The sequence below is a fragment of the Rhodococcus sp. IEGM 1366 genome (assembly GCF_033142425.1).
GTDB lineage: Bacteria > Actinomycetota > Actinomycetes > Mycobacteriales > Mycobacteriaceae > Rhodococcus_F > Rhodococcus_F globerula.
In genome coordinates, this window is sequence record NZ_JAWLRZ010000009.1 from 196,550 (window position 1) to 222,113 (window position 25,564).

A 25,564-nucleotide genomic window follows, 5' to 3' on the forward strand; every position below is an offset into this window, starting at 1 on the left:
AACGTACGGTGGCCGGCTTTTTCGTATTGAACGCTGGGTGTCGAACGCGAGGTTCAGCGCAGTCGGCGGGGCCCCAGGTCCACGGCGCTCGGTTCCGGTCCGATGCGCACCCGGGCGTCCGTGATCTCGGCGCCGACAGCGGACGCCAGTACCGGCTCGCAGGCAAGCTCCCGAACTTCGGGGATATCGTCGGCCAACGTCGAGATCCGCTGCACTAGATCCACCAGCGCACCCTTGTTGACGGGGACGGCGTTGCGGTAGCCGGAGAGCAGCGGCGCGGCTTTGGGAGCGTCTATCAATTCGGTGGCGGCGTCCTCGGTCAGCGGCAGGACTCGGTAAGCCCGGTCACCGAGGAGATCCGAGATCACGCCGGCCAGGCCGAACGAGATCAGTGAACCGAACGACGGGTCGTCCTGCACGGCCACAACACACCCGATGCCCTTTGGCGCCATCTTCTGCACGTGCAGGAGCGGCTCCCCCGACGCGGCAGCAAGGTCGCTGTACGCGAGTCGAACCGAATCCGGCCCGACAAGGTCGAGGCGCACACCACCAAGATCCGGGCGATGGCGCCATAGTTCGCCGGTTGCCTTCACAACCACGGGGTACCCGAGTGCGTCTGCTGCCTCTACGGCTTCGTCTTCGCTCAGGACCGAGCGGAATTCGACGACGTCGACGCCGTAGCACGCCAGAAGTTCCGATGCCTCGAAGTCGGAAAGCCAACGACCGGACGAGTTTTCGAGCCAGGCGGCAACCATCTGGCGAGCCCGCTCGGAGTCGATGCCGGCTGGCCGCACCACCTTGGACGCGGGCTTGCTTCGCCATTCGGCATATCGCCAGGCCCGCGCCAACGCCAGTGCCGCACGCTCCGGTCCCGGATACGACGGCACCGATCCCCGAGTCGGATTGCCGGCGTCATCGCGGACAGTCAGCACCTCCGGCACTCCCTCCGCGGCCAGGAACGTCGTGAGAATGGGCTTGTCCGATCCCGCTACCGCATCCTTGAGCGCTTTCGCGAAGGGTTCGACCGGGATGGCGACCGGTGGAACGAAGACCGCGATGACGGCGTCGACGTCGAAGGACGCCAAGGCATCACGCACCGCTGACGCAAACAACTCGGGACTGGCCTGCGCGCCCAGGTCGATCGGATCGCTGACTTGGAGCCCTTCGCTGCGGGCTGCGTCTGCGGCCAGTACACCAAGGGCAGTGGAGTTACCGATGACTGCCAGACGCGGGCCGGCCGGCAACGGTTGATAGCCGAACAGCAGTGCGCAGTCGAACAATTGGGAGATCGACCCGACCTGGATGACACCGGCCTGCTCGAACAGCGCGCGGACAATGGAATCGTCGATCTCGACTCCGGTGGCCGCCAGCACGGGTGGCACTGCGTGGCGTCCGCTCTTGACTGCCACGATCGGCTTCTTACGCGCCACGCGCCTTGCGATCCGGGAGAACTTTCGCGGGTTACCGAAGCTCTCCAAGTACAGGAGCACCACTTCGGTGGACTGATCCGAATCCCAGTACTGCAGAAGGTCGTTGCCGGACACATCGGCACGGTTACCGGCAGAGACGAAGGCCGACAACCCGATTCGACTGCGCGCGGCCTCGTCGAGGATCGCGATTCCCAAAGCACCAGACTGGCAGAAGAACCCGACGTTGCCTGCCGCCGGAAGAACCGGCGCCAGCGTCGCGTTCAGGGAAATCGCTGGATCGTTGTTTGCCACGCCCAGCGCATTGGGCCCGATGAGACGCATCCCGTGCGCGCGGGCCGCATGGACAAGTTTCCGCTCCGATGCGCGACCGTCCGGGCCGCTGTCGCTGAAACCCGACGACACGACAACCAGCGCCTTGACACCCTTGTCGAGGCAGTCGTCGAGAACCGAACTGATGGATTCGGCGGGGACGGCAACCACCGCAAGATCGACGTCGTCGGGAATCTCGCGGACAGTCTTGTATGCCCGAACTCCGTGTACGGAACGATGTTCGGCATTGACCGGATAGACCGGGCCGGTGAACCCGCCACGCAGAAGGTTGGTCAGTACGGCGTTGCCGACCTTCGCCGGGTCGGCCGACGCTCCGATCACGGCAACGGACCGCGGGCTGAGCACGTTGCCCATACTCCTGGCCTCAGCCGCCCGCTCACGGGAATTGCGCACGGAGACAAGGGCTTCTGTGGGGTCGATCGCGAACTCCAGGCGCAGCACTCCCCCGTCGAACGTTCGGCTGACCTGATATCCGGCCTCGCGGAAGACGGTGACCATGTTGCGGTTCTCGGACAGGACCTCCGCCACGAACATCGTCAGCCCGTTTTCCGCGGCTGCCGCTGCCAGGTACTCGAGCAGGATAGGACCAAGGCCGCGACCCTGATGGGCGTCGGCGACAACAAATGCCACCTCCGCCGACTTGCCGTCACCGACGTCGAGGAGACGCTCGTACCGGCCGACGGCGATGATCTCGTCGCCCAGCATCATGACAAACGCGACCCGATTGTGGTGATCGACCGTCGTGAAGTTCGTGACGTCGCGCTTTGACATTGTGGGGTAAGGGCCGAAGTACCGCAGATACCGCGTGCGCTCGGAGAGCTTGCCGTGGAATTCGACAAGCTTGTCCGCGTCCTCGGGGACGATCGGCCGCAGGGCAACCGCGCCGCCGTCCGAGGCGAGCACGTCGACAACCCACTCGTGCGGATAGTTGTGTGCCGCGTCGACCGCAGCGTCTGTCTTGGCTTCGGTGTCGGATTCTTTGGGGTCGGACTTGGGGTCGGACTGTTCAGTCACGGGGATCCTCCGGGTCGAGTCCGAGAAGGGGAAACGCAGCGCGGCGCGTCGCGATGATGGCGGAATCGATGCGGGTGAGCGCTCTGTCTACCGACGCCACTCCGGTTTCGGGCGTACCGCCCGGCCCGTCCCACTTCGAGAAGTTGATGTCGCCGCCGTCCCCCATGACCTCGGGAAGTTCGACGCCCGGTGCCATCGCCCCGGTCTTTTCCTTCCAACCGTCCGGAAGTGGCGTGTTCACATCGATGTCACGATCTAGCGCTGCCGCGATGAGATGCGTCCACGCCCGCGGAACGATCCGCACCAGCCCGTACCCACCACCACCGACCGCCAGCCATCGTCCTTCGGAGTAGCGGTCGGCAAGATCACGCATCGCGATAAACGCTGCTCGTTGACCGTCGACGGTCAACGCCAGATCAGCGAGCGGGTCTTCCCGATGCGAGTCGACACCACACTGGCTGATGATGATCTGGGGCCGGAACGCGGCGATCGCACCGGGCACCACCGCGTGAAATGCCCGCAGCCACAATGCGTCTACGGTTCCCGGCAACACCGGGATGTTGACAGCCGTACCCTCCGCCGCGCCGTCCCCGACTTCGCTGGACCAACCGGTATTGGGCCACAGCGTTGCCGGATGCTGATGCAGAGACACCGTCAAAACTCGTGGGTCGCCGAGAAAAGCGTGCTGCACGCCGTCACCGTGATGTGCGTCGACGTCGATGTACGCGATGCGGTCGTACCCGTTGTCGAGCAGCCAGGAGATTGCGACAGCCGCGTCGTTGTAGACACAGAATCCCGAGGCCCAGTCCGCCATCGCGTGGTGCATTCCGCCGCCGATACTGACCGCCCGACGTGTGCGCCCCGACGCGATTTCCTTGGCAGCGGCCAGGGAACCACCGGCAAGAATTGCGCTCGCCTCGTGCATCTGCGGAAAGACCGGGTTGTCCTCGGTCCCGAGACCGTGGGGAACATCCGCACCGGTAACACCGTTGGATGCTGAGTGGCCCGCTGATTTGACGGCGGCGAGGTAGGCGGGCGTGTGTATGCGGAGGAGGTCGACGTCACTGGCAGGTGCCGGCTCGAGGAACTCGATTCCCTCGAGCAGTCCCAGGCCACGCGAGAGTTCCATCGTCAGGTCGAGGCGGGTCGGATTCATCGGGTGATCGTTACTCCACCGATAACTCAGGTACTCCGGACTCCACACCACAACTCGATTCGCTCGAGGCATCGTGGGGTCCTCGTCAGATCTGATCGAGGCGGTCATGGGAACACGCTACTTCGTGTTCGATTCGTGCCGTGCACCACACTGTTCTCGAAAGTGTGTCCAGGCCGTCACACCAGGGATGTCGCCACCGGCCGAACAGCCGGACTCGCCGCTGATGGAGCGGCACAAGTTTCCGGAACCGAACGGTAGAATGGCCGTTGACGAAGGGGTTGAGTGTGAAGGATCTAGTCGACACCACGGAGATGTATCTCCGGACGATCTACGACTTGGAAGAAGAGGGCGTTGTCCCACTCCGGGCGCGGATCGCCGAACGGCTCGAGCAGAGCGGACCCACCGTGAGCCAGACCGTTGCGCGCATGGAGCGCGACGGATTGCTGATGGTTGCCGGCGATCGACACCTGGAGCTCACCGACAAGGGCCGCGACTTGGCCGTTTCGGTCATGCGCAAGCACCGCTTGGCAGAACGCCTGTTGGTGGACATCATCGGCTTGAAGTGGGAAGACGTGCATGCAGAGGCGTGCCGCTGGGAGCATGTGATGAGCGAGGACGTCGAGCGCCGACTCGTCGTCGTTCTGAACAACCCGACCACGTCGCCGTACGGTAATCCGATTCCCGGGCTGGATCAGCTGGGTCTGGACGGGCCGAGCAATCCAGCCGAAACCTTGATGCGCCTCACCGATGTTCCGGCGGGCAAGCCGACGGCTGTGGTTGTGCGCAGGCTCGCCGAGCACGTGCAGTCCGATCCCGATGTGATCGCGCAACTGCGTGACGCCGGCGTCGTTCCGGACGCCAGGGTGACCGTCGAAACCCGCCCGGGTTCAGTGACGATCATCGTGCCCGGACACGACGGTGTGGAGTTGGCAGAAGAAATGGCGCACGCCGTACAGGTAAAGCTGGTCTGAGGAATTTCATGAAACTTTTGGTTACCGGCGGCGCCGGCTACGTCGGCAGTGTCTGCAGCACAGTGCTACTCGAACGCGGACACGAGGTCGTTGTGATCGACGACCTCTCCACCGGAAATGCCGACGCCGTCCCAGTCGGCGCCGACTTCATCGAAGGTGATGTAGCCAAGACGGCGGCGAAGGTCCTCGGCAACTCCCCGATTTTCGACGGTGTTCTGCATTTTGCCGCGCAGTCACTCGTCGGCGAATCGGTGTTGCATCCCGAAAAGTACTGGCAGGGCAATGTAGTAACAACCCTCGCGCTCCTCGAGGCCATCCGCGCCTCTCGGACTCCGAGGTTGGTGTTCTCGTCGACTGCGGCGACGTATGGCGAGCCGGAGCAGACTCCGATCATGGAGACTGCTCCGACTCGGCCTACCAATCCGTACGGAGCGTCGAAGCTCGCCATCGACCACGCGATCACGTCGTACTCCGTCGCGCACGGTCTTGCCGCCACCAGCTTGCGCTACTTCAATGTCGCCGGTGCGTACAAGTCTGCCGGTGAAAACCGGGTTGTCGAAACACATTTGATCCCGTTGGTGCTGCAGGTTGCACTGGGGCAGCGGGACAAGATCTCGGTCTTCGGCACCGATTGGCCCACGCCCGACGGAACTGCCGTGCGGGACTACATCCACGTGCTCGATCTCGCCGAGGCCCATCTCCTCGCCTTGGAGAAGTCCACGCCGTCCGAGCATCGCATCTACAACCTCGGTAGCGGTGCCGGATTCAGCGTCCGCGAGGTCATTGCTTCGTGTGCTCGGGTGACCGGACTTCCGATCAATGTCGAGGACGCTCCACGCCGTCTCGGCGACCCGGCCGTCTTGATCGCGTCCAGCGACAAGGCAATTGCCGAACTCGGGTGGACCCCGACGCGCACCGATCTCGACGTGATCGTCGCGGATGCTTGGCAGTTCCTGCAAGACCTCGGTTCTGCATCGCACTCCGCTCGGTAGATCTGCGACGCTTAAGTCCTCCAGGTCCAACTCACCTCGCCTCGGGCATCGCACTCACGTCGAAGTCCCTGGCGAGGTCGAGTCCGACTTCCGCCAGCCTGCGAATTCCGTCCGGTCGCATGCCGGCCTGCAGCGAGTTGTCGAGCAAGCCGGCCAGACTGTATTCAGGGTCCGCTTCCAGTGCATATGCGAGCGCGATACCGGCGAGTGGGCCATCACCGCGGGCATAGGCAAAGAATCCCAGAAGTGTAGCGGGATAAGAACATTCGGGAACCGGAAGTTCGTGCGTCAAGATCATCCACAACGCTTCCGCGGAATCTGCGTACTCCGTTGCCGCTAGACCCATGACAGTGTCCCGAACGCGCACGTCCGACAACACCAGTGCCAGGTGCGCACATTCACTGGGGTCGGGAAATACTCCGCGCCGCATCCGCCCGACAAACGCCAGAACTTCCTCGACCTCCCGGCGCACCTGAGCGAAGGGATCGTTCGAGCAGTGCGCCTCGCACCGCGCCGACGCGATCTGCGCGCGCCCCCGGTCGATCAACGACCCGATCGTCGCGTGGTTACTCGATTGCCCACGAACCGAGCGCACCAACTCGCTCCGCGACGCTCGGATGACACGGCCGCCGAGGACCTGGGCGGCCGCGACAGAGGACGAACCGGGATCGGGCAGGCGCCCATACCGATCCGGCGCGAGGATGCTCATCCAGTCGCGACCCCTCGCGATCACCGGTACTGCGAACACATCGACGAGTTCGACGCCGTTGCCGGTAAGCATGTCGTTGAAGTCCGCTGCGATGTCGAATAATTCCCCCAACGGATGGTCTCCGATCATGACCAGGATCACCGCGACTGTTCCCTCTGTCGCACAGACTCGAACAAATTGCTCGAGGGCCGAGCGCATCGCCGGAGCCAGCTCGGAGCCGATGTTCGGAAAGTAGTCGTGTCTCATGATCGGTCCGAGTGTTTTTGGTGTGGTGTCCATCAGGCACAACGCGACGACGGAGTCTTCGGGGCTGAACCCCATCAACGCTGGGATCGCAGCGATCAGCTCGCCTGGTTCCGAAAGGTGTTCGGACTCACGCGACACCCAACTCTGCGCCTGGTCGTCGGAGGATTCGAATTCCCGGGAAAACGGTGATTTTGTCATGGGTAAACCATGGCAAGAGCAACCACCCGCCCGCGGCGCTCGACCTGGCAAAACGAAGCTCATGAAGCTCAGCTGTGCAGAACCAATTTTGTTGTGGATGAATCACGAACACAGGCACCGACTACGTGATGAGTGTCGGTGCGTCGTGCATGATTCTCAGCTGCCCGCGCGAACCTTCTGAACAGCGGCGGTGAAAGCCTCGTCCAGCGGCGCGGTGGACGGCTCGGTTGCACCGAATGTCATCAGCGTGACAGCAATGCGCACATCACCGACCTGGGCCATCAGCGTCAACATCGTTTGGTCCCCGGTGGCCGAGGATGGTGTGGATACCGTCCGCCGCAAGGACAACGTCTGATCGGCATTGATCGGCGAAGGCGGCAAAATGACCGTCGTGACCGTCGACGTCACTCCGTTTGCGGTCACCTTCATCGAGGTGCAGTCTTCGGTCTGCGCTTCCAACGAGGTCAGGCTGGTGTCACTCCGAGTGAGCTCCACCGAGATTGTCGACCTACTCGCATTGTCGGTGCCAACAGCCATGACGGTGCCCGTCGGCCCGTAGTCCTGTTCGGGTGGGGCGCAGTCTGCGGGGTCGACGGTTGCTCCGCGCGGAACACCCACCAGATCCGGCGCGGCCATCGGAACAGCTTGCGCGGGAAGTACTACCGCGTCGAATGGCGGCGGAAACTCTGCAGGAGTCAGCAACAGGTCCGCTAGCGGCGCAGCCTTGGATGAAGCCGTTGTGCTTGGTGGCGTCGACCCTGCCGCACTGGGAGCGCTCGACCCCGCTACGGCGGGTGTCTGTCCGCCGGCATCAGGCTGAGCTTCCCCGGAAATCGACGAGGAACACCCCGATAACAATCCGAGCGCAGCAACCACAGCCACGACGCCTGCGAGCCTCGACCTGCCCGATCCCCGACCGACCATCACGTGTGCCTCCATTCGGCTGCAGCCGAATGGGAGAAATCCACCACGGCAGTACCTGTTCGTCACTCTGCCATGTCCTATCTCCCGGATCGTGGATCTCCGCCCACTGCGCGACGGTGTCGAACCCCAAACGTCGAACCCCAAAAGTCGAACCCTGACCCGCACGCTTCGCTCCTGGCGAACGCATCCGCGTCGGAATTCGGGAATGCCCGAGCCCGTCGGACACGTTCCACCAAAGGAACCTCGGCGAAAGACGACTCCACTGCCGACTCCACTGCGAATCGGCAACCGCCGATAGTGGACACTGGAAACAAGCACCGTGAAAGAAGGGGACTGCGATGGACGACCAGTCGAAAATGTACGAGCTGGAATTCCCGGCGCCCCAGTTGTCGGCTGCCGACGGCCAGGGCCCGGTTCTCATCCACGGACTCGAGGGCTACTCCGACGCGGGTCACGCCGTGAAACTTGCGACGAAGCATTTGCGCGAGAGCCTCGAAACCGAACTTGTCGCGTCGTTTGCCGTGGACGAGTTGATCGACTACCGATCACGCCGCCCCACGATGACGTTCAAGGCCGATCACTTCTCGGACTACGACGCCCCCTCTCTGAACCTTTACGCGCTTCGTGACACGGTGGGAACGCCCTTCCTGCTGCTTGCCGGTATGGAACCCGATCTCAAGTGGGAGCGATTCACCACCGCTGTCCGCTTGCTCGCCGAACAGCTGGGCGTGCGCCAGACCATCGGGCTCAATGCGATCCCGATGGCGATTCCGCACACCCGCCCGTTGGGCTTGACGGCTCATTCCACGAACAAGGACCTGATCGGCGACCACCAGCGCTGGTCCGGCGAACTTCAGGTTCCCGGCAGTGCGTCGTCGCTGCTGGAATTCCGGATGAGCCAGCACGGCCACGAAGCCGTCGGTTTCTCCGTTCACGTTCCCCATTACCTGGCACAGACCGATTACCCGGCTGCGTCCGAGACCTTGCTGGAGAATGTGGCAGAGGTGTCCGGGCTCGAATTGCCACTCGCCGCTCTGGGTGAGGCTTCGGCGCGCGTCCTCGAACAGGTTAACGAGCACATTGCCGGAAACGAAGAAGTTCAGACCGTGGTCCATGCTCTCGAGCGCCAGTACGACACCTTCGTGACAGCGCAGGAACAGCAGGCGTCACTGCTCGCCGGTGAGGCCGACCTTCCCAGTGGAGACGAGATCGGTGCCGAATTCGAGCGGTTCCTGGCCGAACAGGCAGGCAATGGAGAGTTCGACACGCCGGATGACGGCGAATCCGACCGAAACTGACATATGAGCTGCGGAATTGCGCACATCGTGCGCATTCCGCAACCTCGTCGTTACCTGAGATGTTGTTCTCGATACATCTGTCGGATAGCCTCAAATTCTGCGTGACTTTTGTTGACGGCTCAACAAATCGGAGCGATTCAGTCAACGGCGGTCACGCGCTGATACTGGAGGCGACATGAGCAGACCCCGAACGCGGCAGCTCCGGCCAGTTCCCGACGAGGAACCGCGGATGATGTTTCGGACGATTCACGGTTACCGTCGAGCTTTTCGCATTGCCGGCGACGGCCCTGCAGTTCTGCTCCTGCACGGCATTGGCGACAACTCGTCCACGTGGACGGAGATCATCCCCCATCTGGCCAAGAACTACACCGTCATCGCCCCCGATCTTCTCGGGCACGGTCGCTCCGACAAGCCTCGTGCCGATTACTCGGTAGCGGCCTACGCCAACGGCATGCGCGATCTGTTGTCCACTCTGGGCATCGAACACGTCAGTGTCATCGGGCATTCACTCGGCGGCGGCGTGGCGATGCAATTTGCATACCAGTTCCCCGACATGGTCGATCGACTCGTGTTGGTCTCGACCGGCGGCATCACCAAAGACGTCCATCCGATTCTTCGGTTGATGTCGGTGCCGGTGGTCAACGAGGTCCTCAAACTTCTGCGCATTCCCGGAGCGATGCCGATCGTGCGTTTCGCCGGTAGTCTCGCCGGCGCCGTTCACGGATCGAACCTGCGCCCGGGAACCATGCTGCACGACACTCCTGACCTGATTCGTGTTCTCGCCGAACTACCAGACCCCACTGCCTACGAGGCATACCTGCGGACGTTGCGAGCAGTAGTCGACTGGCGAGGTCAGGTCGTCACGATGCTCGATCGGTGTTACCTGACCGAGAATCTGCCGGTTCAGTTGATCTGGGGTGACGAGGATTCCGTGATTCCCGTCTCGCACGCGCACCTCGCGCATGCGGCGATGCCCAACTCCCGACTCGAAGTTTTCCGTGGATCCGGACACTTCCCCTTCCGCGACGACCCCATGCATTTCCTTCAGGTGATCGAGGAGTTCCTCGCGAGCACCGCGCCACTGGTATTCGACGAGGCGCACTGGCGGCACATGCTGATTGCCGGGGTTGGTGAAAACACCATCACCGGCTCGTCGTCGACACGCATGGCGGTACTCGATGCGATGGGCTCGGACGAGCGCAGCGCAACCTGATCACCGCCAGCGGCTAACCTGTACAAGTGCTGCTGACGGAACTGCTCCCCGACAACGCGGATCCCGATTCCGTTTTCGACGCCTTCTTATCCTGGACCATCGAGCGTGGTTTGACGCTCTATCCTGCCCAGGAGGAGGCTGTGATGGAACTGGTCTCGGGTGCCAACGTCATTTTGGCTACACCCACCGGTTCCGGAAAGTCGATGGTGGCGATCGGCGCGCACTTCTACGCGATGTCCCAGGGCAAGCGCACGTACTACACCGCGCCCATCAAGGCGTTGGTGAGCGAGAAGTTCTTTGCGCTCTGCGAGGTGTTCGGCGCGGAGAACGTCGGCATGATGACCGGCGACGCTGCCGTCAACTCGTCGGCTCCCATCATCTGTGCCACAGCGGAGATCGTCGCCAATCTCGCGTTGCGGGAGGGTCCCGATTCCGATATCGGCCAGGTAGTGATGGACGAGTTCCATTTCTACTCCGAACCGGATCGCGGGTGGGCGTGGCAGGTTCCCCTGATCGAACTACCGCACGCCCAGTTCTTACTGATGTCCGCAACTCTGGGCGAGGTGGACTTCTTTTCCGAGGACCTCACGCGTCGCACCGGCAAGCCCACCACCGTCGTGTCTGGTACCGAACGCCCTGTCCCCCTGATGTTCTCGTACGCCACCACACCGGTCGGTGAGACCATCGAAGAGTTGGTCACCACCAACCAGGCCCCCGTGTACATCGTGCACTTCACGCAGGCCGCAGCTCTCGAACGAGCGCAAGCGCTGACGAGCGTCAACTTCTGCTCCAAGACGGAGAAGGAAGCAATTGCCGAGGCGCTCGGCGGATTTCGCTTCACGACGGGATTCGGCAAGACACTCTCCCGGTTGGTTCGCCACGGCATCGGCGTTCACCATGCCGGCATGTTGCCCAAGTACCGACGGCTCATCGAAGTCCTTGCCCAGGACGGTCTGCTCAAGGTCATCTGCGGTACCGACACACTCGGCGTCGGCATCAACGTCCCCATCCGCACTGTGTTGCTGACGGGTCTGGCCAAGTACGACGGCGTCCGCACCCGCCACCTCAAGGCTCGTGAGTTCCATCAGATCGCAGGTCGTGCCGGCCGCGCCGGCTACGACACGATGGGTACCGTCGTGGTGCAGGCGCCGGAACACGAAGTGGACAATTTGCGAGCAGTCGCCAAGGCGGGCGACGATCCGAAGAAGATCAAGAAAATTCAACGCAAGAAGGCTCCCGAAGGATTTGTTTCGTGGAGCGAAGCGACATTCGACCGCCTGGTTGCGGCATCACCGGAACCCTTGGTGTCGCGGTTCTCCGTCAGCAACTCCATGCTGCTCAATGTCATTGCCCGACCGGGTAATTGCTTCGACGCGATGCGACATCTGTTGGAGGACAACCACGAATCACGTCCGGCGCAGCGCAAGCACATCCTCAAGGCGATCTCGCTGTACCGCGGATTGCTCAGCGCCGGCATCGTGGAACGCCTCGACGAACCGGACGAGCACGGCCGGATGGCGCGGTTGACGATGGACTTGCAGCGCGACTTCGCCTTGAATCAGCCACTCTCGCCGTTTGCTCTCGCTGCGTTCGAACTCCTCGACGTCGAATCCGATACGTACGCACTCGATGTCGTGTCCATCATCGAATCGACGCTCGACGACCCCCGTCAGGTGTTGATGGGTCAGCAGCACTTCGCCCGCGGTGAGGCTGTTGCCCAGATGAAAGCGGACGGCATCGAGTACGAGGAGCGTATGGAACTCCTCGAAGAGGTCACCTGGCCGAAACCGTTGGCGGAGTTACTGTTCCCCGCCTTCGAGATGTACCGCGGCGGCCATCCGTGGATCACCGAATTTGCGCTCTCCCCCAAATCCGTCGTACGCGACATGATCGAACGCGCAATGACCTTTGCCGAATTGATCAGTCACTACGGGCTCACCCGCTCCGAAGGACTGGTTCTGCGTTACCTCGCGGACGCCTACCGCGCCCTGCGCCAGACCGTGCCCACCGAAGCGCGCACCGAAGAACTCGAAGACATCATCGAGTGGCTGGGTGAGTTGATCCGACAAGTCGACTCGAGCCTGCTAGACGAGTGGGAGTCGCTGACCGACCCCGGAGCCGAAGCCGACACCGAAGAGGTTGCATTCGGCGCCGACATTCCGCGCCCGATCTCGGCAAACCCGCGCGCGTTCCGCGTCATGGTGCGCAACGCGATGTTCCGTCGGATCGACCTCGCGTCGCGGCGACAGTGGAACGAACTGGAAAACCTCGACGACGGTATCGACGCCGCCGAGTGGGAAGAGCAACTGCTCCCCTACTTCGAGGAGTACAGCTCGATCGGAACGGGACCGTCGGCGCGTGGGCCGGCGTTGTTCCAGGTAGTCGAGGAAGGCGAGTTCTGGCGAGTGCGTCAGGTGCTCGAGGACCCGGAAGGTGATCACGGCTGGGCACTGCTCGGTGTCGTCGATATCCCGGAGTCCGACGCGTTGGGTGAAATCGTGTTCGACGAGCTCAGCATCGTCGAGGGCTGACACCCTGTGCGCCTTTCTGGTAGTGGGCACTACCAAAAAGGCGCACGGGGGCTTTAGCCCCTACGAGCCTTGCGCGGCTGATTGCGGCGCGAAGCGCGCTTCTCCTTGATACGGAGGTTCTCGGCGCGCACCTCCGCTTGCAGTGCGCGTTCTTTCTCCAGCCACTCGGGCTTTTCTTCCAGCAGGGCAGCAACTTGATCCGTGGTGAGCGCCTCTTCGACGCCGCCGCGAGCAAGCCCGGCGATGGAGATGCCCAGCTTTGCGGCGATGACCTGCTTCGGGTGCGGGCCGGTGCGGCGCAGTTCCAGCAGCCACTCCGGAGCTTCGGTCTGAAGCGCGGTCAGTTCTTCACGGGTCACGTCGCCTTCCTGGAACTCTTTCGGTGTTGCTTCCAGGTACACACCCAGCTTCTTGGCAGCCGTCGTCGGCTTCATCGTCTGGGGCGTTTTGTTCGACGTCATGCAACAAGAGTAGCCAGCCATCGCGTCGCGTTTTACCAAGGCGGTAACCTTGCCGGGTGAGCAACGCGGATAGTCCGGCAATTTTTCGACTCGCGTATGCCCCCGGGGTAACGCCGACCAAGTGGATTCGAGTGTGGCACGAGCGGCTTCCGGACGTCCGTCTCGAGTTGATCCAGTTTCCGGTTCTCGAGGTTGTGGCAGCGCTACGGGCGGGCGAAGCCGACGCCGGCCTGGTTCGGTTGCCGATCGATCGCACTGAGCTCAGCGCGATCTCCTTATATGCGGAGACGCCGGTCGTGGTGATCCCCAAAGATCACGTGTTCACCGCTGTAGACCAGATTTCCGTCGCCGATCTGAGCGACGAGATTGTGCTCAACCCTCTCGAAGACACCCTCGAGTGGCCGACACGTCCAGGTAAGGCAGCAGCCGAGCGGCCGGAAACGATCGCCGACGCCATCGAGTTGGTTGCGGCCGGCATCGGCGTTGTTGTTGTTCCGCATTCGGTGGCGCGGTTGCACCACCGCAAGGATCTGACTTTCCGTCCTGTTGCCGGTGCTCCCGAGTCCCCTATTGCTTTGGCTTGGCTGGAGTCCAAGACCACAGAATTGGTCGAAGAACTCATCGGCATCGTGCGAGGACGTACCGCTCAGAGTTCACGCGGACGCAATGGTCAGCCGGCCGAGAAGATCAAGGGTTCGGTCAAGGCCAAGCAGGCAGCGAAGGAACGTCGTGCCGAGGCCGCGAAAGCCGATCACAAAGCCAAGAGTGCCGGAACGGCAAAGAGCGTCTCGGGCCGCAATACCAGCGGCGGCAAAGCCAAGGCCGGCGGCAAAGCGGGTAGCGGCAAGTCGGGCGGCACCAAGAGTTCGGGTGGCCGGTTCACGGGCAAACCGAAGGGCCGCTAGCGGGGAGTTCCGCCAACTCACCTCGCATCCCCAAGTTCTGCGCGCATGATGGAGTTATGACTTCGGTTGATTCGACGGTCCTGGCAGAACTGATCGCTGCGCTGCCGGATGGTGCGCTCCTGCGCGATCCGGACCTGACGGCCGGTTACCGCCAAGACTGGGCAGCCGATCCGAATGCAGGCAACCCGCTGGCCGTTGTCCGGGCCACCTGCACCGAAGATATCCAGGCCGTGATGCGCTGGGCCACCGAACATCGCATTCCCGTGGTTCCGCGCGGTGCCGGATCAGGACTCTCCGGTGGATCCAGCGCCGTCGACGGTTGCATCATGGTCAGCACCGAGCGAATGCGCGAGATCACCATCGACCCGGTAGCTCGGGTGGCCGTAACTCAGCCCGGCTTGATGAACGCCGAGGTCAAGAAAGCTGCCGCAGAGCATGGGCTCTGGTACCCGCCTGACCCGTCGTCGTTCGAGATCTGTTCCATCGGTGGCAATGCCGCTACCAACGCCGGTGGACTCTGTTGTGTGAAATACGGCGTCACCACCGACTATGTGCTCGGCCTGAAGGTAGTGCTCGCCGACGGCACTGCAGTGTCACTGGGCGGCCCGCTCCTGAAAGATGTTGCAGGACTCTCACTTACCAAACTGTTTGTCGGCAGCGAAGGCACTCTCGGCATCATCACTGAGATCACCTTGCGTCTGATTCCGGCGCAGCCGCCCGCTTCAACTGTCGTCGCGTCGTTCGATTCCGTCGAGGAAGCTGCCGACGCAGTCTTGGCGATCACCGGCAAAATGCGTCCGGCGATGCTCGAGTTCATGGATCACGCCAGCATCAACGCTGTCGAGGATTCTGTGCGGATGGGGCTCAACCGGAAGGCTCGCGCACTGATTCTGGCCCAATCCGATGCCCACGGCGCCGCTGGTGTACTCGAGATCGAGAGCATTGTCGCAGCGTGCGAAAACAACGGGGCCACCGAAGTTTTCGCGACAGACGACCAGGCCGAGGGTGATGCGTTCACTGCGGCCCGACGGGCGGTGTTTCCAGCTGTTCAGGCGTTGGGGAATCTGCTCCTCGAAGATGTCGGCGTTCCGATGCGAGCGCTGCCACGATTGATCACGGGGGTGGAAGCCATCGCCGCGGACCTGGATGTCCTTATCTGCACCGTGGCGCACGCCGGCGACGGAAACACTCATCCACTGATCGTGTTCGATCCGTCTGATCCCGATATGACCGAGCGCGCCCAGATCGCATTCGGTCGGGTCATGGATCTCGCAATTGCACTGGGCGGCACCATTACCGGCGAACACGGTGTGGGCCGGATCAAGCGCGACTGGTTGCCAGCTCAGCTGGGCGAGGACGTCATGGCGTTGAACCGGAAAATCAAAGATGCGCTTGATCCCCTAGGAATTCTCAATCCCGGAGCGGTCATCGCTGCGAAGTAGTCACGCGTCGCGAGTCCACTTTTGCTGACGCCCGGCGGCGAAATTCGCATTGCCAAAATTCTGCGTGCGCACTCCGTCAACACCACGAATTGGTGGCATACAGTCACATTCGTCTACACTCCGTCGAGATTTACACTGACCGGGGGGACCAGTAAATGCGTAGATCCATCGTGGGGATAAACAGCACCAAAGCGGCAAATCACCTGTACCAGAATTCAATTGGCAGGTACTGATGCGCTGCGATCCCGAACAGATGCACGCGACGGCGACACCGGTGACGCCGCCCGAACCCATGCCGCACTGTGGGCTGAGTGGGTCGACTCCGCCCGGCAGGTCGCGGGCGCACTCACCGAGGACGCCGGCCTGCTGCATCAAGCAGCTACCGAGTACAGAAGGACCGACGACCAGAATGCCGGCAGCATTTCGGGTACTCGACTGAACATGGACTTCTGATGGGCCGATACTCTGCCGACACCGAGCAGATCCTCGGTCTCGTCGGCAGGGCGAAGCAGATCGGCATGCGCGTCGAAGCCCGCATCACCGACGTCGAACGGGAAGTCGCGGCCCTCAACGTGGACTGGGACGGCGATGCCGCCGACGCCCACCGCACTAAACACGAAACCTTGCACCGCGAACTGAAAGACATGCGCACTGCACTGTCCGAACTCGAATCGATGGCCAGGGGCGCGCACGATCGCTATCTCGCCAACGCGCGACACAACAGTGGGATGTGGCCCTGATGGCGCCGATCACGATGGACCCCGCAGTCCTCATCGACGCTGCGGCACAGTACAAAACGGTCAGCAACAGCACTGACAGTGTGATCCGCCTGCTCGGTGAAACGCTCCAAATCAATTGGGGGTGCGCCGGAACCGACAACGCGGGAGCCGGGTGGGCCGCGAGCTATGACCCCGCCGCATTTGATGCCGTCGCCGCCGGAACAAACATTGTCAACGCGTTCAGCAAACTGCACGATCTGCTCGCGGCGACCGGTGTCAACCACGCCAACACCGAGCGATCGAATACCAACCCGCCGGAGCCCCCGGAGGGGCCGGCGTTGCAGCTTCCGACCGTGTCGGCGCCGGCGTTTTACGGGGCGCTCGGCGGCGATACCGACCCGCCGCTCGGGTGGGAGTTGATTACTGCGTGGCTGCAGGGACACATGTGGCCCAACGGGAACCCCGACAAATTGAAAGCACTCGGGCGAGCGTGGCGCACAGCCGCCGAGGGGTTGCGCGATGCAAACGATGCAACGGGTACAGCGTGGGTCGCCCTCGAGGAACTCGACTCCGACGAGATGCCGCAGGTCCTGGCTCAACTCGACAATGTCTTCGTCACTACCAACGCCGTCGCCGATCAGTACGACACACTGGCCGCCGCCTGCGACGAGTGGGCACAGACAATCGAGGAGGCTCACCGCAAGATCCTCGACATCGTCGGCAAAGCCATCATCGTCGGGGCTTTGGCCGGCGCAGTCACCGCACTCTTTACCCTCGGTGCTGGTACCGTCGCCGCGGCCGGAGCGACGGGAAGTGTGATCGCTGCCAGCGTCGTTGGGGTACTCGGCGCCGTGGACGCGGTCACCGTAGCGGTGGTCGGTGGCGTCGCCGCGGCGGGGGCTGCTGCTGTGGGTGCGGTCAACGAGCTGCAACCACTGCTCGAAGCCAACCCGACTACCTTCAATGCCAACACCGGCGGCGGAGGAAACACGCTCGGTTACTATCCCGCACCGCGGCACCTCCCCGGATTCCCGAATGCCAAACTAGTCAAGAGAATGAACGAGCGAAAGCGCTGGAAAGATGACAAAGGCAACATCTACGAATGGGACTATCAGCACGGTGCCGTCGAGAAATACAACAAGAACGGCACGCATCTAGGAGAATACGATGCGAATACAGGCACACAGACCAAACCCGCCGACCCAAGCCGCCGAACAGAAAGGTGAGACATGTGGTATTTAGAAGCTTTCGACAACGATACTGAATTATTAGCCGGGGAGTACCTCTTACGCGAAATGTCCGTTGAGATCGTGAAAGAAATTCTCGATATCGACGACAGCGACTTCGAATTACCCGTTGGGATACGTCAAAATGACGTACCTCTTGAGAAAGTTCCCGAGTTCGCTAAATACATTAACGAACCCTTCAAGATAGACCAAAATTGTGAATACGAAGTAGCATTCTTAACTGAGTAACAACCATCGAGAGTTCGAATACCAGTCGAGCCCGACGGTTCATCAGATCGACTTCACGACTCCGGACCCGCCACTCCACCCGCAAACCAGGAGAGAAGTTTATGTGGCATCTCCAGGCCTACGACAACGACGCCGAATTACAAACCGAGATCTACCTTTTGCACGATATGATTGCCGAAATCGTGAAAGATATTCTCGGCGTTGACGACAGCGGCTTCGACTTACCCGTCTGGATCCTAGAATGACGTACCCCTCGACAAAGTGCCCGAGTTCACTAAATACATTAACGAACCCTTCAAGATAGACCGAAATAGTGAGTTTGAAGTCTCAGATCTAACGGATTGAACCGAGCCTGGGCCTCGATTGTCAGCTCGAACCCGACAAGTTCAATTGATGCGGCCAGACCATCCGCGCCGCACCAAGTCGTCGAGCAGGAAAGTGAAACATGTGGTACCTCGAAGCTTTCGACAACGAGACCGAATTTCGCACCGAAAAATACCTCTTGCACGACATGACTGCCGAGATCGTGAAGGAAATCCTCGGCATCGACGACAACAACTTCGATCTACCCGTCGTCGCACGTTTCAGTTGCGTTCAACTCGACAAAGTTCTCAAGTTCGCGAAGTACACCCACGAACCTATCGACGTAATCGAAAACTGCGAATATTTCGTTGGACTATTCGCTGACTGAGTACTGTAAGAACGGCACGCATCTAGGCGATTTCGACTCCAATGCCGGATCGCCCGACTAAACCCGCCGACGCCAGCCGCAGACATGGAAAGTGAAACATGTGGCATCTCGAAGCTTTCGACAATGGAAATAATCGATTAGTCAAAGATTACGCTCTGCATGATATGGCTGTTGAGATCGTGAAGGAAATCCTCGGGATCGACGACACGACTCCAAATTTCCCGTCAGAGTGGCGTTCCCCTCGACAAAGTACTCGAGTTCGCGAAATACACTTGTAAACCCATCGAGATAACAGAGAACCGCGAATACGAAATAGGCCTATTCGCCGACTGAACAGCAACACTGCACCTCGTCGGCCAATCCTCGAGGCCAATCCGGCTACATTCGACGCCAAGACCATTGAACCCGGAGAGATGTGGAATTTCCACAAGGCTCCGGAGTTTCTTCCGGGGTTTCCGGATGCCAAACCCGTCAAATACTGATCTGAGGGAATCAAACAGTATTGGTTCCGGCCTCAATGACAGTGTCACTGAGGGATCGGCTGCCCCGGCGCCACGGATTTCACCAGCTCCGCCAACTGCCTGAACCCTTCGGCGCGGCCGCTGGACGAGCGAAATACCAGTCCGATAGTCCGACCAGGGGCGGGTGCGGTGAATGTCGCCGTGGCGAGTTCACCCCGCCGACTCTCCACCGGCACAGCCGATTCAGGGACCAAGGTCACCCCGAGCCCGCCGGCAACACACTGCACGATCGTCGCCAAGGATGTTGCCCGCGTATCCCCGGAGAGCGGGTGGGCGTCGACGGAACGGCACAGATCCAGTGTCTGGTCCCGCAGGCAATGCCCGTCGTCGAGAAGCAGCAAGGGCAGTTCGTCGAGGACGTCAGCGGTGAGATCGCTGCGTCCTGCCAGTGCGTGGTCTGCTGGGACGACCAGAACAAAATCCTCGTCGTAGAGCGGTATCTCGATCAACCCAGGCGCACCAGCCGGCAGGGCGAGCAAGGCCAGATCGAGGGCACCGGAGCGGAGCGAGTCGAGCAGTCGTGCGGTTTGGTCCTCGATGACGTGAGGTGCAACCGTTGGCATGGACGTCCGCAATGCCGGCAGCAGTGACGGCAGGATGTACGGCGCGACAGTGGGAATCAGCCCGATCCGAAGTGGGCCGGCCAATCGATCCCCCATTCCGGCGGCGCTCGCGACAAATCCGTCGGCAGCCTCGAGAATCAGTTTCGCTTGGCTGAGAAGGCGCTGACCGTCGCCTGTGACGAGGACACGCCGGGTGCTGCGTTCGATCAATTGCACGCCGAGGCCCGATTCGAGTGCGGCCAACGCCTGCGAGAGTGTGGGTTGGCTCACACTCAAACGTGCTGCGGCGGTGCCGAAGTGCCGATGTTCGGCCACCGATACGAAGGCACGCAGCTGTGACAAGGAAGGTTGATAAGTCTGATCAGCCATGGCTATCAGTGTAGTGCCACCTATCACCTTTACCTTTTGACCACTTTGATGCAGAATGGACTCATACCAAAAAGCGCCGGTCACGCACCATGACGGTGAGACCCGCTTCGACGGTATCGAGAACTTTCGATCACAAACATTCGTGATCGTGCGTGTGAGAAAAACCTGTTCACAAGACAAGTAGGAGGACGAGACATATGGCTCTGCTGACAATCGGCGACCAGTTCCCGGCATACAACCTGAAGGCCGTTATCGGCGGCGACCTCTCCAAGGTCGACGCTCAGCAGCCCGACGACTACTTCACTCAGATCACGAGCGACGACTACGCAGGCAAGTGGCGCATCGTCTTCTTCTGGCCCAAGGACTTCACGTTCGTGTGCCCCACGGAGATCGCAGCATTCGGCAAGCTGAACGACGAGTTCGCAGACCGCGACGCACAGGTTCTCGGCGCTTCCGTCGACAACGAGTTCGTTCACTTCCAGTGGCGTGCACAGCACGACGAGCTCAAGACCCTCCCCTTCCCGATGCTCTCGGACCTCAAGCGCGAGCTTGCCGAGGCCACCGGCGTCCTCAACGCTGACGGCGTTGCAGACCGCGCGACGTTCATCGTCGACCCCAACAACGAGATCCAGTTCGTCTCCGTCACAGCCGGTTCCGTCGGCCGTAACGTCGACGAGGTTCTCCGCGTTCTCGACGCTCTGCAGAGCGACGAGCTGTGCGCATGCAACTGGAAGAAGGGCGACCCGACGATCAACGCCGGCGAGCTGCTGAACGCGAGCGTCTGATCATGAGCGTCGACAACCTGAAAGATTCGCTTCCCGAGTACGCCAAGGATCTCAAGCTCAACCTGAGTTCCATTGCGCGCACCACGGTTCTGAACGAGCAGCAGCTGTGGGGCACCCTCCTCGCAACGGCCGCTGCAACCAAGTCGGCGACCACGCTCAAGGAAATCGCAGCCGAGGCGGCAGACAACCTGTCCGCTGCGGCGTACAACGCAGCGCTCGGCGCAGCGGCGATCATGGGCATGAACAACGTCTTCTACCGCACCAAGGGCTACCTTGACGGTAAGTACGACGACCTTCGTGCGGGCCTGCGGATGAACATCATCGGCAACCCGGGCGTCGACAAGGCCGACTTCGAATTGTGGTCGCTCGCGGTTTCCGCGATCAACGGCTGCAACCATTGCCTCGAAGCTCACGAGAACACCCTCCGTCAGGAAGGCGTTTCCCGCGAGGTCATCTTCGAAGCGATCCGTGCCGGTTCCATCGTCATGGGTGTCGCGCAGGCTGTCGAGGCCAATGAAATCCTCGCTGCCGCACAGGTCTGATCCCAGACCGACGCAGTAGACGAAAGACCCTCCCCGCCTTCCATGGTGGGGAGGGTTTATTCGTTTTTCCGGCGCGCTACCCTGGACCGATGGGCATCGAAGTGAGTGTGGTCCGGGTCTTCACGGACGAGAACGGAAAGCACGGCAACCCACTCGGGATTGTCGACGCATCACTGGTCGAACTATCCGAACGGCAAGAAGTCGCCGCGACGCTCGGGTACAGCGAAACGATTTTTGTCGATCTCCCCGAAGTGGGCGCCGCTCGGGCGAGTGCCCAGATCTTCACTCCGGCAGCAGAACTCCCCTTTGCCGGTCATCCCACGGTCGGCCTCACCTGGTGGCTGCACGATCAGGCACGGCCGGTGACCACACTCGGTGTCCCCGCCGGCGAACTCGACGTACGCCGCAGCAGTAACCTCACATGGGTTCGCGCCCGCGCCGAATGGGCACCGGAGTTTGCTCTCTACCCCTTGGAAACGGTGGATGACGTAATCGACGCGGTTCCGTCGGACTACGAAACCGATCACTCCTACCTGTGGGCGTGGCAGGACAAACTCGAATCGTCCATCCGCTCACGGATGTTCGCTCCGGAAACGGGAATCCCCGAGGACGAAGCTACCGGCTCGGCAGCCCTGCGCATCACTGATCACCTGCGAAAATCGCTTCGGATCACCCAGGGACGGGGATCGATCCTGCACACCACCTACTCACCCGAAGGATGGCTCGAAGTGGGCGGACGCGTGGTTGCCGAGCAGTCACGAACTTTGTGACTGCCCTGCCGGATTCCGTCCTGCCTCGAGGTCTGCGGCGCTGAGCGTCACGGCAATTTCGTCGCCGAGTGCCACTCCGGGTGCAAGCGGCAGTTGATCGCCGCTCCAGAACTTGCCGGGATCGAACCAGTTGATGCGACGGTTTCCCACCATCAGGCCCATTGCCTCGTACGTCTGCGCGACAACCTCGGCGCAGTAGGCACTTTCGATGCCCGACGCAGGCGATTCGGGCTTCTTCCGGAACTTCGGGACGCGCCCGCCGAACCATCGTGACGCGAGCTTGGCGGTGGAGGGAAACGGCGTGCCGTCCAGGCGGGCTATGGTGCGCAGCAGCGCATCCTCTTGTTCACGGGTCACCGGGGTGTCGAGCTGCCGAAGCCAACCCTGCTGCCCGTACTTGGCTCCCCACACCTGCACGGCGGCCTTCAGATCATGGAGCTGAACGCCACGCTGGAAACGACCGGTCCACATGTCTTGCAACGAATGACCGAGCTCTGCATGCCACATGAGCGGTGGCAGATCGTCGATCACCACCGACATGCCGACGTGGTTGACCGGACTGTTAGTGAGCGTCTGAATTGCCTTGTCGGCCGTGGAATCTCCGCGGAAGATCCAGATATCGCCAGTGCGGGTGACACTGGCTGCCTCGTCGAGGGTCACCTGAGAGCGTGATCGTCGGTCCATAACCTTTAGCCTAGAGGCATGACACTTCGTGCCTCGCACATATGGAAGCTCGTGGGCCTCGCCGGCGCTATGGGGGTCGCGGCCACCGGAGTCCTCGCTGTGCGGAACGAGCGTGCGCGTCGGGCGTACTCCCCCGACGAGATTCGCTCCGTCCTCCACGAGCGATACACGCAGGCGTACGCCAGGGCGTCAGAGCAGGACACTATCGAACTGGAGCCGGTACCGAGCACACTGCGGCGCCGGATGAAGAAACTCTTCCGACGCCGCAGCTAGTTCGCAAATTTATCCGAGAGCGGCGAGGATTCCCGCAGCCATCTCGGCCACCTGATCGTCCGTCATCACGAACGTCGGGGAAATTTGCATAGCTCCTTGACCTGCCGCGCGACCTGAAATTCCGTGCTCGCGCAGCGTCTTCACGAACGGCAGTGCCTCGGCCGGGTCTGCCAGCTGAACGGCGGCGACGGCCCCGAGCCCACTGCGGACCTCGGAAACCCGCGGATGCTCGGCCAGCGGCTGCAAGTGCGTGTGCAACGACGCTTCGAGCCGCTTGGACTCGGCGAGGAGGTTCTCACGCTCGAGAATGTCGAGGTTTGCCATGGCTGCAGCTGCCGCTCCGGCGTGCCCGCCGTAGGTGTAGCCGTGACGCCACCAAGCACCGTTGTAGAACGGCTCGGCGACGCGAGGTGCGATGAACACGGCACCCATCGGAACGTATCCGGAGGTCAAACCCTTTGCTGTGGTCATCATGTCGGGCTGCAGATCGAAGCGAGTGGATGCAAACCACTCGCCACCGATACGACCGAAACCGGTGACAACCTCGTCGACGACAAACAGTATGTCGTGTTCACGGCAGATGTCTCGGACCTCGGCCAGGTATCCCTCGGGCGGAAGGTACACGCCGCCGGCACCGATGATGGGCTCGGCGAAGAATGCGGCGATCTTGTTCGCGCCGACCTTCTCGATCAGTTCGAGGAGGCTCTTGGCGTCGTCCCAGCCGACGGTGGCAGCATCGGCCATCAGCTCGCCGTACCCCTCGCGATTGACGGGGATACCGGCGAGAGCTGTTCCCGCAACATGCATTCCGTGGTAGGCCTTCTGGCGTCCGACGATGATGTTCTTGTCGGGCTGGCCGACCTCATGCCAGTACCGACGCGCCAACTTCGCTGCGGTGTCGACGGAATCGGAACCACCGGAGGTGAAGAAGATCTTGCTGCCTGCAACCGGCGCGATCTTCGCGAGCCGCTCAGCCAGTGCCTGCGTGGTTTCGGGGACAAAATCGCCGAAGTTGGAGAAGTGAGCGATCTTCGACAGCTGAGCGGCAACGGCGTCGGCGATCTCGGTGCGGCCGTGGCCCACATTCGTGAACCAGAGCCCGGCAGTTGCGTCGAGGTACCGATTGTCCTGCGAGTCCCAGATGTACGCGCCTTCACCACGAGAGACGACAAATGCGCCGTTCTTCTCGACCGCGCCCATATCCGCGAACCCGTGCCACAGTGCCGAAGCCATCTTTTTCCCCTTCGAGTCCAAACGAATACCAACGATGCTGGTGTGCACACGATGTGCAGCAACTATATCGACACCACAAATCGTCCCCCGCGTGATGCTGCCCTGCGTGGGGATCGCCGCCCTGGGCACGTAATCTCATCACCATGACTTTTGCCGAGAATCTTGCTGCCCTCCCCTCGATCGATCACCTCGCCGCCATCAACGTGCTCGACACCGACGGCACCGTCATCGACACCGTGGAGAACAAGCCGGGCAAATCCGGTTCGGTCAAGGTCTACAACCACCTCGCCCAGGTCTACGGCGCAATCACTCCTGAGGCCGCAACGGCTGCGCTGGCGATTTTTGCCGAGCACACAGACGATGCCCGCGCGAACCGCGGCAAGCACCCCAACATCGACCGTCTCGATCAGGTTCTTGCCAGCGGCAACACTCTCGGACTGCAGGAAGTTCCGGCGGAGTAGCAGCCCGCGGTCCACATCTCACATCGCGACAGAGTCCCGGTCGGCGTCGCCGTACCGCCACCGCGCCCCCAGCTTGCCGACGGCGTTGACCGCCAGCGCCATCAGCGCCATTGCCACGGCAAGCACGACAAGCCCGATCACCAGGGCTACGTAACCATGGGCTCGCGGATCGAGGAAGGGATACGGGTACCAGTCGACTATCGCTCCACGAACCAGCGAATACACGGCGTACAGGGCGGGAAAGGCGAGCCACGTCAACGCCGACCCTTCGGAGATGCGGTGGCGCGAGGGCGAAAACACCCAGTCGGCAAGCATCACCAACGGCAGTACTTGATGCAGGGCGACATTGATCCAGGTGTCGTTCAGCGTCACATCGACATCCGAGAGCAGCACCGCGTAGACGATGCCCGTGATCACCATGTAGAGCGTCACGGCGCCTCGAACCGTCTGCCAGGTGCGCGACTGCGGATCCCGCAGCCCTCCGACAATCAGTACGACGGCTGCGGCGATATTGCTCTCGATAGTGAAGTAGCTGAGGTAGTTCACCAGGGAGAATCCCTCGGCGTTGCGTAGCGGGATCCATAACAAGGCGGTCAGCCCGTAGACCGCAAACGCAAGGCGGAGAATGCGTACCGCCATCGGAGTGGATGTCGCAAAT

At 61.7% G+C, this 25,564-nt stretch carries 26 protein-coding genes; 17 read left to right on the forward strand and 9 right to left on the reverse strand.

Features of this window, described 5'->3' with window-relative positions; translation table 11 throughout:
* Positions 1–53 precede the first annotated feature (53 nt).
* Both R4P64_RS27050 and R4P64_RS27055 read right to left on the reverse strand, forming a co-directional pair.
* Positions 54–2,774: a GNAT family N-acetyltransferase gene (locus tag R4P64_RS27050; protein ID WP_317823375.1), complete on the reverse strand. Its 2,721-nt coding sequence runs from the start codon at positions 2,772–2,774 to the stop codon at positions 54–56.
* Positions 2,767–4,038 carry an acetoin utilization protein AcuC gene (locus tag R4P64_RS27055; RefSeq protein ID WP_219111620.1) on the reverse strand — a complete coding sequence of 424 codons (1,272 nt, stop codon included), beginning with the start codon at positions 4,036–4,038 and terminating at the stop codon, positions 2,767–2,769. Before R4P64_RS27055 ends, R4P64_RS27050 begins: the two co-directional genes overlap by 8 nt.
* 176 nt (positions 4,039–4,214) lie before the next feature.
* Here R4P64_RS27055 and R4P64_RS27060 point away from each other — a divergent pair, with 176 nt between their 5' ends.
* Both R4P64_RS27060 and galE read left to right on the forward strand, forming a co-directional pair.
* Positions 4,215–4,901 carry a metal-dependent transcriptional regulator gene (locus R4P64_RS27060; protein WP_033234793.1) on the forward strand — a complete coding sequence of 229 codons (687 nt, stop codon included), beginning with the start codon at positions 4,215–4,217 and terminating at the stop codon, positions 4,899–4,901.
* 8 nt (positions 4,902–4,909) lie between these two features.
* On the forward strand, positions 4,910–5,893 hold the full coding sequence (galE, locus tag R4P64_RS27065; protein ID WP_317823376.1) for a UDP-glucose 4-epimerase GalE: 984 nt from the start codon (positions 4,910–4,912) through the stop codon (positions 5,891–5,893).
* A gap of 31 nt (positions 5,894–5,924) precedes the next feature.
* On the opposite strand, the gene R4P64_RS27070 is transcribed toward galE, so the two are convergent.
* Positions 5,925–7,046, reverse strand: coding sequence for a DUF4192 domain-containing protein (locus R4P64_RS27070; RefSeq protein WP_317823377.1), 1,122 nt, complete (start codon positions 7,044–7,046; stop codon positions 5,925–5,927).
* 156 nt (positions 7,047–7,202) lie between these two features.
* Complete coding sequence (locus tag R4P64_RS27075; protein ID WP_116104002.1) at positions 7,203–7,970, reverse strand: DUF5642 family protein; 768 nt, start codon at positions 7,968–7,970, stop codon at positions 7,203–7,205.
* 338 nt (positions 7,971–8,308) lie between these two features.
* Here R4P64_RS27075 and R4P64_RS27080 point away from each other — a divergent pair, with 338 nt between their 5' ends.
* The 3 genes from R4P64_RS27080 (at position 8,309) to R4P64_RS27090 (ending at position 13,012) form a co-directional block, all read left to right on the forward strand.
* Positions 8,309–9,268, forward strand: a complete 960-nt coding sequence (locus R4P64_RS27080; RefSeq protein ID WP_033234796.1) for a proteasome assembly chaperone family protein — start codon at positions 8,309–8,311, stop codon at positions 9,266–9,268.
* Positions 9,269–9,443: 175 nt separating this feature from the next.
* On the forward strand, positions 9,444–10,481 hold the full coding sequence (locus R4P64_RS27085; protein WP_033234797.1) for an alpha/beta fold hydrolase: 1,038 nt from the start codon (positions 9,444–9,446) through the stop codon (positions 10,479–10,481).
* A 26-nt stretch (positions 10,482–10,507) separates the two neighbouring features.
* On the forward strand, positions 10,508–13,012 hold the full coding sequence (locus R4P64_RS27090; protein WP_033234798.1) for a DEAD/DEAH box helicase: 2,505 nt from the start codon (positions 10,508–10,510) through the stop codon (positions 13,010–13,012).
* A gap of 53 nt (positions 13,013–13,065) precedes the next feature.
* On the opposite strand, the gene R4P64_RS27095 is transcribed toward R4P64_RS27090, so the two are convergent.
* Positions 13,066–13,473, reverse strand: a complete 408-nt coding sequence (locus R4P64_RS27095) for a DUF5997 family protein (RefSeq protein WP_033234799.1) — start codon at positions 13,471–13,473, stop codon at positions 13,066–13,068.
* A gap of 56 nt (positions 13,474–13,529) precedes the next feature.
* Here R4P64_RS27095 and R4P64_RS27100 point away from each other — a divergent pair, with 56 nt between their 5' ends.
* From R4P64_RS27100 to R4P64_RS27130, 7 genes are all read left to right on the forward strand, one after another.
* Positions 13,530–14,378, forward strand: coding sequence for a LysR substrate-binding domain-containing protein (locus R4P64_RS27100; protein WP_141485960.1), 849 nt, complete (start codon positions 13,530–13,532; stop codon positions 14,376–14,378).
* 56 nt (positions 14,379–14,434) lie between these two features.
* On the forward strand, positions 14,435–15,820 hold the full coding sequence (locus R4P64_RS27105) for an FAD-binding oxidoreductase (RefSeq protein ID WP_033234801.1): 1,386 nt from the start codon (positions 14,435–14,437) through the stop codon (positions 15,818–15,820).
* A 219-nt stretch (positions 15,821–16,039) separates the two neighbouring features.
* Complete coding sequence (locus R4P64_RS27110) at positions 16,040–16,273, forward strand: type VII secretion target (RefSeq protein ID WP_317823378.1); 234 nt, start codon at positions 16,040–16,042, stop codon at positions 16,271–16,273.
* Positions 16,273–16,560: a WXG100 family type VII secretion target gene (locus tag R4P64_RS27115; RefSeq protein ID WP_317823379.1), complete on the forward strand. Its 288-nt coding sequence runs from the start codon at positions 16,273–16,275 to the stop codon at positions 16,558–16,560. The genes R4P64_RS27110 and R4P64_RS27115 overlap by 1 nt, the downstream gene beginning before the upstream one ends.
* Entirely contained in the window at positions 16,560–17,765 is a 1,206-nt protein-coding gene (locus tag R4P64_RS27120; protein WP_317823380.1) for a colicin E3/pyocin S6 family cytotoxin, read from the forward strand. The genes R4P64_RS27115 and R4P64_RS27120 overlap by 1 nt, the downstream gene beginning before the upstream one ends.
* Before the next feature lie 350 nt (positions 17,766–18,115).
* On the forward strand, positions 18,116–18,259 hold the full coding sequence (locus R4P64_RS27125; protein ID WP_155276686.1) for a hypothetical protein: 144 nt from the start codon (positions 18,116–18,118) through the stop codon (positions 18,257–18,259).
* Between the two features lie 200 nt (positions 18,260–18,459).
* Positions 18,460–18,705, forward strand: coding sequence for a hypothetical protein (locus R4P64_RS27130; RefSeq protein ID WP_033234806.1), 246 nt, complete (start codon positions 18,460–18,462; stop codon positions 18,703–18,705).
* Between the two features lie 526 nt (positions 18,706–19,231).
* Here the strand turns inward: R4P64_RS27130 and R4P64_RS27135 are convergent.
* Entirely contained in the window at positions 19,232–20,158 is a 927-nt protein-coding gene (locus R4P64_RS27135; RefSeq protein ID WP_092808412.1) for a LysR substrate-binding domain-containing protein, read from the reverse strand.
* 197 nt (positions 20,159–20,355) lie between these two features.
* Here R4P64_RS27135 and R4P64_RS27140 point away from each other — a divergent pair, with 197 nt between their 5' ends.
* The 3 genes from R4P64_RS27140 (at position 20,356) to R4P64_RS27150 (ending at position 22,255) form a co-directional block, all read left to right on the forward strand.
* Positions 20,356–20,943, forward strand: coding sequence for a peroxiredoxin (locus R4P64_RS27140; protein ID WP_033234808.1), 588 nt, complete (start codon positions 20,356–20,358; stop codon positions 20,941–20,943).
* 2 nt (positions 20,944–20,945) lie between these two features.
* Entirely contained in the window at positions 20,946–21,485 is a 540-nt protein-coding gene (locus R4P64_RS27145) for a carboxymuconolactone decarboxylase family protein (RefSeq protein WP_317823382.1), read from the forward strand.
* 89 nt (positions 21,486–21,574) lie between these two features.
* Positions 21,575–22,255: a PhzF family phenazine biosynthesis protein gene (locus R4P64_RS27150; protein WP_141485961.1), complete on the forward strand. Its 681-nt coding sequence runs from the start codon at positions 21,575–21,577 to the stop codon at positions 22,253–22,255.
* On the opposite strand, the gene R4P64_RS27155 is transcribed toward R4P64_RS27150, so the two are convergent.
* On the reverse strand, positions 22,241–22,939 hold the full coding sequence (locus R4P64_RS27155) for a hypothetical protein (protein ID WP_033234811.1): 699 nt from the start codon (positions 22,937–22,939) through the stop codon (positions 22,241–22,243). The two genes, R4P64_RS27150 and R4P64_RS27155, sit on opposite strands and share 15 nt — an antisense overlap.
* Positions 22,940–22,957: 18 nt before the next feature.
* Between R4P64_RS27155 and R4P64_RS27160 the strand changes: the two genes are divergently transcribed.
* Positions 22,958–23,212, forward strand: coding sequence for a hypothetical protein (locus tag R4P64_RS27160; protein WP_033234812.1), 255 nt, complete (start codon positions 22,958–22,960; stop codon positions 23,210–23,212).
* Between the two features lie 9 nt (positions 23,213–23,221).
* On the opposite strand, the gene R4P64_RS27165 is transcribed toward R4P64_RS27160, so the two are convergent.
* Entirely contained in the window at positions 23,222–24,445 is a 1,224-nt protein-coding gene (locus R4P64_RS27165; RefSeq protein WP_033234813.1) for an aspartate aminotransferase family protein, read from the reverse strand.
* A 143-nt stretch (positions 24,446–24,588) separates the two neighbouring features.
* Here R4P64_RS27165 and R4P64_RS27170 point away from each other — a divergent pair, with 143 nt between their 5' ends.
* Positions 24,589–24,906: a DUF2322 family protein gene (locus R4P64_RS27170; protein WP_033234814.1), complete on the forward strand. Its 318-nt coding sequence runs from the start codon at positions 24,589–24,591 to the stop codon at positions 24,904–24,906.
* A gap of 18 nt (positions 24,907–24,924) precedes the next feature.
* Here the strand turns inward: R4P64_RS27170 and R4P64_RS27175 are convergent, their stop codons facing one another.
* Complete coding sequence (locus R4P64_RS27175; protein WP_033234815.1) at positions 24,925–25,545, reverse strand: Pr6Pr family membrane protein; 621 nt, start codon at positions 25,543–25,545, stop codon at positions 24,925–24,927.
* Positions 25,546–25,564: the final 19 nt, after the last annotated feature.